Origin of the sequence: Streptomyces sp. NPDC057617 (assembly GCF_042800555.1) — a bacterium.
Lineage (GTDB): Bacteria > Actinomycetota > Actinomycetes > Streptomycetales > Streptomycetaceae > Streptomyces.
Window position 1 is genome coordinate 380,670 of record NZ_JBHVGV010000005.1, and the last position, 12,617, is coordinate 393,286.

Below are 12,617 nucleotides of genomic sequence, written 5' to 3' on the forward strand. Positions count from 1 at the left end.
TGTACCTCCCGTACCCCCGCACCCTCCTGAACCGCGCACCACCCCGTACGGACATCGCTCCACACACCCGCACTCCCCCCACAGGAGGCACCGATGCCCTCGCGTACGACTCTGGTGGCCGCCACCGCCGCGCTGCTCGCGCTGTCGGCCCCGCTCGCGTTCAGCGCACCCGCACCCCAGCAGTCCGCCCGGCCCGCCGCCGCGGTCGCGGCCTGGAACACCGACCGGGCGGCGGCCTCCTACGCCGTCAACCCGGCCGCCGTCACCGCCTCCGGCACCCAGAGCCCCGAACTGGGCCCCGGCGGAGCCTTCGACGGCAACGCCGCCACCCGCTGGGCCAGCGACTTCACCGACACCGCCTGGATCCGCGTCGACCTCGGCAGCGTCATCCGGGTCAACCAGGTCAAGCTCGAATGGGAGGCCGCCTACGGCAGGCAGTACGTCCTCGAAGCCTCCACCGACGGCACCAACTGGACCAGCTTCTACACCGAGACCGAGGGCACCGGCGGCACCGTCACCGCCCACACCTACCCCCAGGAAGTCACCGCCCGGTACGTCCGGATGCGCGGTGTGCAGCGGGCTACCGCCTGGGGCTACTCCCTCTTCTCCTTCCAGGTGTACGGGGGCGAGCCCGCGCCCGCCTCCACCACCCGGACCAACCTCGCCCTGAACCACCCGGCGTACGGCAACCTCTACCAGCACGCGGGCAACTCCCCCGCCTATGTCACCGACGGCGGCTGGCCCGCGGACCTCAGGGGCGACCAGACCCGCTGGGCCAGCGACTGGAACGCCGACCGCTGGGTCGGGGTCGACCTCGGCGCGCCCTCCCGGATCGAGGCGGTCGACCTGTACTGGGAGGCGGCCTACGCCGTCGACTACGAACTCCAGGTCTCCGACGACAACCGCACCTGGCGTACGGTCCACCGGCCCTCCGCCGCCGAGGTCGCAGCCCGCCGCGCCGATGTCAAGCCGCCGGGGGAGGCCGCCGGCCGGCGGGACACCATCACCCTCGCCACCCCGGCCACCGCCCGCTACATCCGGATGCTGGGCAGGGAGCGCCGCTCCTTCTACAACCCGGCGCCGGCGACCGCCCAGTTCGGTTACTCGCTGTACGAGTTCCAGGTCTGGGGCACCGGCGGCAGCGCGGCGGCGGCCTATCCGGCGCTGCCCAAGAACCCGGGCGGCGCATACCGTACGACCTTCTTCGACGACTTCACCGGCTCGGGCCTGGACCGGAGCAAGTGGCGGGTGGTCCGTACGGGTACGGAGATGGGCTCGGTCAACGGCGAGGCCCAGGCCTATGTGGACTCGGCGAACAACATCCGCACCGAGAACGGCGCCCTGATCCTGGAGTCCAAGTACTGCAAGGGCTGCACGACCGTGCCGGGCGGCGGTACGTACGACTTCACCTCGGGCCGTATCGACACCAACACCAAGTTCGACTTCACCTACGGCAAGGTCAGCGGCCGGATGAGGCTGCCGGTCGGCGACGGCTTCTGGCCGGCCTTCTGGCTGCTGGGCAGCGATGTCGACAACCCGTCCGTCTCGTGGCCGGGTTCGGGCGAGACGGACATCATGGAGAACATCGGCTACGGGGACTGGACCAGCACCGCCCTGCACGGGCCCGGTTACTCGGCCGACGGCAACATCGGCAAGCAGCAGTACTACCCGAACGGCGGACGTGCCGACCAGTGGCACACCTACGCCGTCGAGTGGCTGCCCGAGGGCATGCGCTTCACGGTCGACGACGTGGTCGTCCAGGAGACCTCCCGCCAGAAGCTGGAGTCCACCCGGGGCAAGTGGGTCTTCGACCACAACCAGTACGTGATTCTCAACCTGGCGCTGGGCGGCGCCTATCCGGCCGGCTGGAACAAGGTCACCCAGCCCTACTGGGGCCTGCCCCAGTCGAGCGTCGACCGGATCGCCCAGGGCGGTATCAGGGCCGAGGTCGACTGGGTCCGCGTCGAGCAGAAGTAACCGACGCGGTAAGCGGTAAGAGCAGCAGCACGGCTCCCGGCCGCAGCGGTGCGGCCGGGAGCACCACCGAACAAGGAGCACGATGCGAGTACGTGTCAGACCGCGATCCCGCGCCGGAACCAGAACGGCGGGGCTGCTGGCCGCCGCCGTCCTGGCGGGGCTGCTGCCCCTCGCGGGAGCGGGCCCGTCCGCCGCCGCGGACGACGATCCGGCCCCGGTGGCCGTCGACCGCTTCGAGGGCGAGGTCCCCTTCGCGGGCCTGCCCGAGGGCGGCATATTCACCTGGGGCGGCGACTCCGACGACCCGCCCGCGCTGAGCCTGGCGGAGCGCGCCGACGCCCCGGAGGGCGACCGGGTCCTCGAAGGCAGCTACCACATCAGCGGGTACGGCGGCTTCAGCCATGACTTCGCCTTCGACGAGCCGGCCCACGACTGGTCGGCCCGCCGGGGGATCCGCTTCTGGTGGTACGGGCAGAACACCGCGCCGCTGCCGCCCGGTTCGGGCAAGAGGATCAACTTCGAGATCAAGGACGGCGGCGCCAACGGCGAGGCCTCCGAGCTGTGGACGACCTCCTTCACCGACGACTGGGAGGGGTGGCACCAGGTCGAGATCCCCTTCACCGACTTCACGTACCGCACCGACTACCAGCCGGTCGGCGGGATCGACCAGGTCCTCGGGCTCACCGAGATGTGGGGGTACGCGCTGACCCTGCCGCCCGGTGAGGCGGGCCGGTTCGCCATGGACGGCGTGGAGCTGTACGGAACGGCCGACCCGAGCCTGACCGCGAGCGTCGTCACCGACGCGGCCGTGTACCCGGTCGAGGAGGGCGCCACCGCCAAGGTCCGGATCTCGGTCGCGACGACCGGTTCCGCCCCGCTCGACGAGCCGGTGACGGTCGGCTACACCACCGAAGGCGGTACGGCCGAGGCGGCCAAGGACTACACCTCGGTCTCCGGCACGCTCACCTTCCCGCCGGGCACCGCCTCCGGCACCTCCCGGACTGTTGAGGTCCCGACCCTCAAGGACCGCGCCGGCGAGAGCGCGGAAACCATTCCGCTCGCCCTCACCGTCGAGGGCGCCAGGGCCCCGGCCGAGACCCCGCAGGTGGTGATCGACGCTCACGGCCTGCCGTATCTCGACCCCAGGCTGCCGGTGCGGAAGCGGGTGGCCGACCTGCTGCCCCGGCTCTCGCTCGCCGAGAAGGCCGGCCAGATGACCCAGGCCGAGCGCAACGCGCTCACCTCCCAGGGCGACATCGCCACCTACGCCCTCGGCTCACTGCTCTCCGGCGGCGGGTCCGTACCGACGCCCAACACCCCCGAGACCTGGGCGAAGATGATCGACGCCTTCCAGCTCAGGGCGCAGGCCACCCGCTTCCAGATCCCGCTGATCTACGGCGTGGACGCGGTGCACGGCCACAACAATGTCGTCGGCGCGACGATCATGCCGCACAACATCGGCATAGGCGCGACCCGCGATCCGGCGCTGGCGGAACGTACCGGCGCGGTGACCGCCAAGGAAGTACGGGCCACCGGCATCCCGTGGGACTTCGCGCCCTGCCTCTGCGTCGCCAGGGACGAGCGCTGGGGCCGTACGTACGAGTCCTTCGGCGAGGACCCGGCGCTGGTGATCTCCATGGACACGGTCATCAACGGCATGCAGGGCCCGGCCTCCGGCGCCCAACTGGACCGTAACGACAAGGTGCTGGCGACGGCCAAGCACTTCGTGGGCGACGGCGGCACCCAGTACGGCTCGTCCACGACCGGTTCGTACACCATCGACCAGGGCGTCACCAAGGTCACCAGAAAAGAGCTGGAGACCATCCATCTCGCTCCCTTCAAGGACGCGGTGAAGCGGGGCGTGGGCACGGTCATGCCCTCGTACTCCTCGCTGGAGATCACCGACGAGGGCAAGCCCGCGATCAAGATGCACGCCGACGGCGCCATGATCAACGGAGTGCTCAAGGACCGGCTGGGCTTCAAGGGCTTCGTCATCAGCGACTGGCAGGCGATCGACCAGATCCCGGGCGACTACCCGAGCGACGTGCGTACGTCCATCAACGCCGGGCTCGACATGATCATGGTCCCGACGGCGTACAAGGACTTCACCTCGGTCCTCCAGGCCGAGGTCACGGCCGGGCGGATCAGCCAGGCCAGGATCGACGACGCGGTCTCCAGGATCCTGGAGCAGAAGTTCCGGCTCGGCCTGTTCGAGAAGCCGTACGCCGACACCACCAACCTGCCCCAGATCGGCTCGCCCGCGCACCGGGCAGTGGCCCGCGAGGCGGCGGCCAAGTCGCAGGTGCTGCTGAAGAACGACGGCGCGGTCCTGCCGCTCAAGCCGTCGCAGAAGGTGTACGTGGCGGGCTCCAACGCCGATGACCTGGGCAACCAGATGGGCGGCTGGACCATCACCTGGCAGGGCGGCTCAGGACCGACCACCACCGGGACGACCGTCCTGGAAGGCATGCGCAAGGCCGCGCCCGGCTCCCTGACCTACTCGCGGGACGCCTCAGCACCCACCGCCGGACATGACGTCGGGGTGGTCGTCGTCGGCGAGAAGCCGTACGCCGAAGGGCAGGGCGATGTCGGCAACGGCCATGACCTGGAGCTGTCCGCGGAGGACAAGAAGGCCGTCGACACGGTCTGCGCGGCCATGAAGTGCGCGGTTCTGATCATCTCCGGCCGGCCGCAGCTCATCGGTGACCGGCTCGGCGAGATCGACGCGCTGGTGGCGGGCTGGCTGCCGGGCAGCGAGGGCGACGGCGTGGCCGATGTCCTCTACGGCAAGCGGGCGTTCACCGGACAGCTTCCGCTGACCTGGCCCAAGTCGGTCGAGTCGCTGCCGATCAATGTCGGTGACGCCTCCTACGACCCGCAGTTCCCGTACGGCTGGGGGCTGACCACCCTCAAGCAGCCGCCTGGCGGCGGGCAGTTGACGCTCGCGGCGATCGGGGTCGCGGCCACGGTGCTCCAGAAGGCGGGCCTCGGCTCGTCGCCGCAGGCCAAGGAGCTGGCGGGCCAGGCCAGGCTGCTCGTCCAGCAGAAGATCGGCGGGAACATCACCGCCGCCTCGGCGAAGCCCTTCGCGGAGGCGGACCATCTGCTGCTCACCGGAGACCTGACCGGTGCGGTGGCCAAGCTGACGGCGGCCTACAAGGCGGCCTGATCAGCCGGGGAACCCCCATGGGTGAGGCACTCGGACCCACGGGTCCGGGTGCCTCACCCTTTGCTCTCCGGGTCCGCTGCCCATGCCGCCCCTGCCGTAATTCTTTCGCTCCGCTTACGCCTTTGCTCACCCCTGCCCCATCTTGGCGGGTTTCGGGTAGCGTCAATGTATGAGGACGAGGCTGTATTCCACACTGTCCGGGGTGCTGCTCGCCGGTTCCGCCGCAGCCCTGGGAATCGCGCCCGCCGCCGAGGCCGCCACCGGCCCCGCGACCGTCGCCGAGGCGCTCAAGGACGGGCCCGTCTATGTGGACCCGGCGGCCAGGAGCCAGCTCTCGACCACCGAGGCCGAGGCCCTGGCGAAGAAGATCAAGGACGCCGACAAGCCGCTCTTCGTGGCGGTCCTGCCGGACACCGCCGCGTACCCCGCCGCCACCGTGCTCAACACCGTACGGACCGAGACCGGTATCACCGGTCTGTACGCGATCCGGCTCGGCGACGGCTTCAACGCGGGCGCCGATTCCGCCGTACTGCCCCACCAGGCGGTCCGCAACCTCACCGACGCGGTCAAGGCGGGCGGACCCGTCGACGCCGCGACCGAGCTGAACAACTTCGTCGACCAGGCGCTCCCGCAGATCCGCGGCCACGCCCCGGCCTCCTGGGACACCACAGGATCGGGCGGTACGGGCGACTCGTCCACCGGGCTGATCGTGCTGGGCTCCGTGGTCGTGGTGGGCGGCGCGGGCGCGTACGCCGTAGCGCGCCGCAACCGCAGCAGGCGGATCGAGCGGGAGCGGGAGGCGCTGGAGAAGCTGCGGGTCGTCGTCGACGAGGACATCACCGCCTTCGGCGAGGAACTGGACCGGCTCGACTTCCACCCGGCCGAGGCGGGCGCCGACGACGCGATGCGCACCGACTACGAGCGCTCCCTCGACGCGTACGAGAAGGCCAAGTCCCTGATGGGTTCCGCCCAGCGGCCCGACGATGTGCGCGGGGTGACGGAGGCGCTGGAGGACGGGCGGTTCTCGCTGGCCCTGCTCGACGCGCGCAGGAAGGGCGCCCCGCTGCCGGAGCGCCGCTCGCCCTGCTTCTTCGACCCGCGCCACGGCCCCTCGACCACCGACGCCGAGTGGGCGCCGCCCGCCGGGGTACGGCGTACCGTCCCGGTCTGCGCCGCCGACGCGGCCCGGCTGGCCGACGGCGACGACCCGCTGGCCCGTACGGTCGAGACCGCGAGCGGCCCCCGGCCGTACTGGGAGGCGGGACCGGTGTACGGACCCTGGGCCGGCGGCTACTTCGGCGGCGGGCTGCTGCCGGGGCTGCTGGTGGGCACGATGCTCGGCTCGCTGATGGCGACCCCCGGCTACGCCGCGGACTACGGCGGCGGCGACTACACCGGTTACGCCGGAGGCGACTACTCGGGAGGGAACTACGACCCGGGTGACTTCGGCGGTGGCGGGTTCGGCGGGGGAGGGGACTTCGGAGGCGGCGGAGGATTCGACGGCGGGGGCGGGTTCTGAGCCCGGGGTTTCAGGGCTTCTGAGTCCGCGTACGAGTCCGTACGTATGGCTCTGAGCCGCGCCCCGGGCCGGAAGCCGCGCCCCCGCCGGTCTCCTCGCTCGCCTCGCGCCGGCCTCAGGCGGCCTCGGGGGCCTTCTTGATCGCGGAGATGTCGAAGTTCAGCTTGACCTTGTCGCTGACCATGACCCCGCCGGTCTCCAGCGCCGCGTTCCAGGTCAGGCCCCAGTCGGAGCGCAGGATGGACGCGGTGCCCTCGAAGCCGACGCGCTCATTGCCGTACACATCGGTGGCGGAGCCCTGGAACTCCAGGTCGATGGTGATCGGCTTGGTGACGTCCTTGATGGTCAGATCGCCGGTGACCCGGTAGGTCTCGGCGTCGAGCTGCTCGGCCGCGGTGGAGCGGAACGACATCTTCGGGAAGGTCTCCGCGTCGAAGAAGTCGGCGCTGCGCAGGTGGCCGTCGCGGTCGGGCATCCCGGTGTCGACGCTGGCGATGGAGACCTCGATCGAGGCGGTCGAGGCGGCCGGGTTCGAGCCGTCCAGGCTGAGCGAGCCCTCGTGCTCGGTGAACGAGCCGCGGACATTGGTGACCATCGCGTGCCGGACGGTGAAGCTGATGGTGCTGTGCGCCGGGTCGATGGTGTATTCGCCGGTCAGTGCGGCGAGCGCCGGGTCCACCTCGACGGTGGCGGTGGCCGAGGCGTCGGTGCTGTCGTTCTTGCGGCCGAAGAGGGCCATGGTTCCTCCTGAGTGCGAGTGACGAGTTTTAAACCTTCAATCGGCGCCAACCTTAGACCTCCCTCGTTCAATCTTCAACAATGTCATCCGATCGAGTTCCCCGCACCCTGGCGGACGCGCGTAGATCTCGGGCACCATCGGTGCGCTACCACCTGCACCGCTGCCCCACCCACATCAACGGCTCCCAGCAGGAGGCAATCCCCCCATGAAGCTCCGCTCGTACCTCACCGCGTTCGCGCTGGTCCTGGGCGCGCTCTTCGCCCCCGGATTCGGTGTTCTGACCTCGGCCGGCGACGCCCAGGCGGCCACCAAGATCTCGCACGCCACCGCGACCTCGATGTTCAGCTCACGCGGCATCACCTGGTCGTCCTCCGGCGGCTGTTCCAACCGCAACAACCCGACCTGTACGTCGTTCGAGCAGCTCAACCTGGCCACGGCCCAGGGCGCGCAGACCCTGAAGAGCGCGAGCGGCTGCGCGCTGAACATCACGGGCGGTACGGAGACGGGCCACGCGAGCGGTACGTACTCGCACTGGAACGGCTACAAGCTCGACTTCGCCAAGGCCACCTGCCTCACCAACTACATCAAGAACAACTTCACGTACATCGGGCCGCGGGGTGACGGGTACCCGCAGTGGCAGTCGGGCGCGGGCAACCTCTACGCGGACGAGGGCAACCACTGGGACGTCACGTACTACAACTGCGGCGGCTGCTGACCGGCTCTGCGGTGTCCTCAAGCGCCGGACGGGCTAATTCAAGCCAGTCCGGCGATTGAGGACAAACCGGCGGCCGGACGGACCTGGTGCACTTGTGTGGTCCGTGCCCCTGCCGATCGCGGAGGTTCCCGTGTCGCAGCCAGCCGCCTGGTCCCGTCGTACCCTGCTGGCCGTCGCAATGGGCGCCCTCGTGCCCGAACAGCCCGACCCCGCCGACGAGTTCGAGGCGCTGCGGCGGCGGTGGGCGGAACTCCAGCTCGGTACGGGCTATGACCCCGCCGCCGAGCCCTATGCCTCGCGGCTCGCGGCGACCGGTACGCAGGCCGCGGGCTTCCGGCGGTCCATGGCGCCGGCCGTCGGGCATCTCTGGCCCGGACATCCCTTCGATCCGCCCGCCGGAATCACGCGCAGCTATGACCGGCTCTGGACCATGACCCGGGCCTACGCCCAGCCCGGCACCGGCCTCACCGGCGACGAAGGCCTCCTCGCCGACATCCTGCGCGGCCTCGCCCATCTCTCCACCGCCGTGTACCACCCGGCCACCACCCCGTACGGCAACTGGTGGGAGTGGCGCATCGGCAGCCCCCGCCTGCTCATGGACATCATCGCCGTCCTGTACGAGCACCTCACCGAGGAGCGGCGCGCGGCGGCCTGCGCGGCCGTCGACCACTTCGTTCCCGACGCCCTTCTCGCCGACTACTCGGGCATCAGCACCGGCGCCAACCGCGTCGACCTCTGCCGCTCCGTCGCCCTGCGCGGCATCCTCGGCCGGGCCCCCGCCAAGACCGCCCTCGCCCGGGACGCGCTCTCGCCCGTCTTCCCGTATGTCACCGGCGGCGACGGCCTCTACGCCGACGGCTCGTTCGTCCAGCACACCTGGGTGGCCTACTCCGGAACGTACGGACAGGTCCTGCTCGACGGCCTCGGTCGGCTCTTCTCCCTGCTCGCCGGGTCCTCGTGGGCCGTCACCGACCCGGCACGGCAGAACGTACTCGACAGCGTGGAACGCGCCTTCGCACCGCTGATCTACAACGGTCTGATGATGGACTGCGTCAACGGCCGTGCCATCAGCCGGGGTTGGCTCGCCGGCGAGGACCGGGGCGTGCTGCGGAGCGACCACTTCCACGGCCAGGCGCTGATCGCGGCCCTGCCGCTGCTCGCGGGCGGGGCGTCCGCCGCCGAGCGGGAGCGCTGGACCGGGCTGGTCAAGGGCTGGATCGAGCGGGACACCGTGGCGCCCGTCCTCACCGCCCCGCAGTTCGACGTCGCCGATCTGGCCCGGCTGCACACCGTCGCCGCCTCGCCCGTGCCCGCCGTCCCCGAGCCCGCCGGCCACACCCTCTTCGCCGCGATGGACCGGGCCGTGCACCGGGGGCGGGGCTGGGCCGCCGCCCTCTCCATGGCCTCCGAGCGGATCGCGCACTACGAGTGCGGCAACGGCGAGAATCCGCGCGGCTGGCACACCGGGGCCGGGATGCTCTCGTGGTGGTGCGCCGACCGGGGCAACGACCAGTACACCGACTGGTTCTGGCCCACCGCCGACCCGTACCGCCTGCCCGGTACGACCGTGTCCACCCGGCGGCTCGCGGACCGTGAGGGCGGTGAGTGGGGCGAGCCCAAGCCGGACGTGCGGTGGGTGGGCGGCGTGACCGACGGGACCTTCGCCGCCGTCGGCCAGCATCTCAAGGGCCTCGGCTCCACCCTCGAAGCACGCAAGTCCTGGTTCTTCACCGACGACGCCGTCATCTGTCTGGGCGCCGGAATCACCTGCACGGACGGGGTGCCGGTGGAGACGGTTGTCGACAACCGCAACCTGGGCGAGAACGGTACGGACACCTTCACCCTCGACCACGGACCGCGCCCCCGCTGGGCCCATCTGGCGGGCCACGGCGGCTGGGTCTTCCCCGGCGGCGCCCCGCTCAGGACCCTCGCCGAGGACCGCACCGGCTCCTGGAGCGACATCAACACCGGAGGTTCCCCCGAACGGCGTAATCGCCGCTACCGGACCCTCTGGATCGATCACGGCACCGATCCCACCGGCGCAACCTACACCTATCTGCTGATGCCCGGCGCGTCCCGGCGGGCGCTCGCGGCCCGCGCCGCCGACCCCCACTGGCTGCGGATCCTCGCCAACGACGCCGACCGGCAGGGGGTGGAGCTTCACCCGCTCGGCTGTACGGCCGTCAACTTCTGGCGGCCCGGTACGGCGGGACCGCTCACCGCGACCGCCCCCGCGAGCGTGCTGGCCGTGGTCCGGGGCCGTACCGCCACGCTCCGTATAAGCGAACCCCCGCGCTCCGGACGGCCGCTGGAGGTCGTCTGGGACCGGAGAGTACGCCGGGTCCTGGCCGTCGGCCCGGGGGTCGAGGTGGTCTCGGCGGGCCGTACGCTACGGCTGAGGATCACCCCCGGCACGGCCTGCGAGGAGCGTCGGTGCCAGGTGGCGTTGATCTGACATCTAGGGGAATCCCACAAGAGCCAGGGGTACCTTGCTGTCCGGGAACCCCGCATCGTGCCGGGTTCTGTCCAGGCCCACCAGGAATACCGCCAGGAGACTGTGTGGAGTCTACGGCGTGTTTTCACGGTGCTGTTCGTAGGGTTGGGACATGACCGTAGTGGACGAGACGCCGGGCGAGCCCACCGATGCCCGGGGGCGTGTGGCCGAACTGCACGCCCTGCGCGAGGCGGCCCGCCGGGGCCCCAGCGACCGCGCGACCGAGGCCCAGAAGGCCAAGGGCAAGCTGACCGCGCGTGAGCGCATCGAGCTGCTGCTCGACGAGGGGTCGTTCAAGGAGGTCGAGCAGCTCCGCAGGCACCGCGCCACCGGCTTCGGCCTGGAGGCCAAGAAGCCGTACACGGACGGTGTCATCACCGGCTGGGGCACGGTCGAGGGCCGGACGGTCTTCGTGTACGCGCATGACTTCCGGATCTTCGGCGGCGCCCTCGGCGAGGCGCACGCCACCAAGATCCACAAGATCATGGACATGGCCATCTCGGCCGGTGCCCCGCTGGTCTCGCTCAACGACGGCGCAGGGGCCCGGATCCAGGAGGGCGTCTCCGCGCTCGCCGGCTACGGCGGGATCTTCCAGCGCAACACCCGTGCGAGCGGCGTGATCCCGCAGATCAGTGTGATGCTCGGCCCCTGCGCGGGCGGCGCGGCCTACAGCCCGGCCCTCACCGACTTCGTGTTCATGGTCCGCGAGACCTCGCAGATGTTCATCACGGGACCGGATGTCGTCAAGGCGGTCACCGGCGAGGAGATCACCCAGAACGGCCTCGGCGGCGCCGATGTGCACGCCGAGACCTCCGGCGTCGCGCACTTCGCGTACGACGACGAGGAGACCTGCATCGCCGAGGTGCGCTACCTCCTGTCGATGCTGCCGCAGAACAACCGCGAGAACCCGCCCACGGTCGTCTCCGAGGACCCGGTGGACCGCCGCTCCGACGTGCTGCTCGATCTGGTGCCCGCCGACGGCAACCGCCCGTACGACATGCACAAGGTCATCGAGGAGCTGGTTGACGAGGGCGACTTCCTGGAGGTCCACGAGCGCTGGGCGCGGAACATCATCTGCGCCCTGGCCCGGCTGGACGGACAGGTCATCGGCATCGTCGCCAACCAGCCGCAGTCCCTGGCCGGCGTGCTGGACATCGAGGCGTCCGAGAAAGCTGCGCGCTTTGTCCAGATGTGCGACGCTTTCAATGTCCCGATCGTGACGCTGCTGGACGTGCCCGGGTTCCTGCCGGGTGTCGACCAGGAGCACGGCGGGATCATCCGGCACGGTGCCAAACTCCTCTACGCGTACTGCAACGCCACCGTGCCCCGGATCTCGCTGATCCTGCGCAAGGCGTACGGAGGCGCGTACATCGTGATGGACTCCCAGTCCATCGGAGCCGACCTCACCTACGCCTGGCCCACGAACGAGATCGCGGTGATGGGCGCCGAGGGTGCCGCCAATGTCATCTTCCGCAGGCAGATCGCGGAAGCCGCGGACTCGGAGGCCATGCGTGCCCGCATGGTCAAGGAGTACAAGGCCGAGCTGATGCATCCCTACTACGCGGCGGAGCGCGGACTGGTCGACGACGTGATCGACCCCGCGGAGACCCGTGAGGTGCTCGCGAGCGCGCTCGCGATGCTCCGTACCAAGCACGCCGACCTGCCGTCCCGCAAGCACGGCAACCCCCCGCAGTGACCCTGCGCCCCGCGCCCTCCCGCCGAGAAGACGGAGACACGACCTCCATGAGCGAATCCACGAACGAATCCCTGCTGCGCGTCGAGAAGGGGCAGGCCGGCCCCGAGGAGCTGGCCGCCATCACCGCCGTCCTGATGGCCCGCGCCGCGGCCCGGCAGGACGCCCCGGCCCACCACGGCCGCTCCACGGCCGGCTGGCGCCGTCTTGAGCGCACGCCCGGTTTCCGCGCCCCGCACAGTTGGCAGGGCTGACAGCCGCAAGGTCGGCTGCACCAGCGCCGTACGAAGCCTCCACGAAGGCCGTACGAA

At 70.6% G+C, this 12,617-nt stretch carries 8 protein-coding genes; 7 read left to right on the forward strand and 1 reads right to left on the reverse strand.

Annotation, left to right across the window (positions count from 1 at the left end; translation table 11 throughout):
• The first annotated feature begins 93 nt into the window (after positions 1–93).
• From ACFU9P_RS15570 to ACFU9P_RS15580, 3 genes are all read left to right on the forward strand, one after another.
• Positions 94–1,977: a discoidin domain-containing protein gene (locus ACFU9P_RS15570; RefSeq protein ID WP_384080722.1), complete on the forward strand. Its 1,884-nt coding sequence runs from the start codon at positions 94–96 to the stop codon at positions 1,975–1,977.
• Positions 1,978–2,059: 82 nt separating this feature from the next.
• On the forward strand, positions 2,060–5,146 hold the full coding sequence (locus ACFU9P_RS15575; RefSeq protein WP_384080725.1) for a glycoside hydrolase family 3 N-terminal domain-containing protein: 3,087 nt from the start codon (positions 2,060–2,062) through the stop codon (positions 5,144–5,146).
• 169 nt (positions 5,147–5,315) lie between these two features.
• Positions 5,316–6,665 (forward strand): hypothetical protein, encoded by a 1,350-nt coding sequence (locus ACFU9P_RS15580; protein WP_384080728.1) that lies wholly within the window; start codon positions 5,316–5,318, stop codon positions 6,663–6,665.
• Between the two features lie 115 nt (positions 6,666–6,780).
• On the opposite strand, the gene ACFU9P_RS15585 is transcribed toward ACFU9P_RS15580, so the two are convergent.
• Complete coding sequence (locus tag ACFU9P_RS15585; RefSeq protein ID WP_384080730.1) at positions 6,781–7,404, reverse strand: YceI family protein; 624 nt, start codon at positions 7,402–7,404, stop codon at positions 6,781–6,783.
• A 205-nt stretch (positions 7,405–7,609) separates the two neighbouring features.
• On the opposite strand from ACFU9P_RS15585, the gene ACFU9P_RS15590 reads away from it, so the two are divergent.
• From ACFU9P_RS15590 to ACFU9P_RS15605, 4 genes are all read left to right on the forward strand, one after another.
• The gene (locus ACFU9P_RS15590) at positions 7,610–8,119 is read left to right on the forward strand and encodes a hypothetical protein (RefSeq protein ID WP_046500436.1); all 510 of its coding nucleotides are present in this window, start codon (positions 7,610–7,612) and stop codon (positions 8,117–8,119) included.
• A gap of 178 nt (positions 8,120–8,297) precedes the next feature.
• Positions 8,298–10,574 (forward strand): polysaccharide lyase 8 family protein, encoded by a 2,277-nt coding sequence (locus ACFU9P_RS15595; protein WP_384081031.1) that lies wholly within the window; start codon positions 8,298–8,300, stop codon positions 10,572–10,574.
• Positions 10,575–10,725: 151 nt separating this feature from the next.
• A complete protein-coding gene (locus ACFU9P_RS15600) occupies positions 10,726–12,309 on the forward strand; it encodes an acyl-CoA carboxylase subunit beta (RefSeq protein ID WP_376371450.1) in 1,584 nt (527 codons plus the stop codon).
• A 47-nt stretch (positions 12,310–12,356) separates the two neighbouring features.
• Complete coding sequence (locus ACFU9P_RS15605; protein ID WP_066949407.1) at positions 12,357–12,560, forward strand: acyl-CoA carboxylase subunit epsilon; 204 nt, start codon at positions 12,357–12,359, stop codon at positions 12,558–12,560.
• Positions 12,561–12,617 lie beyond the last annotated feature (57 nt).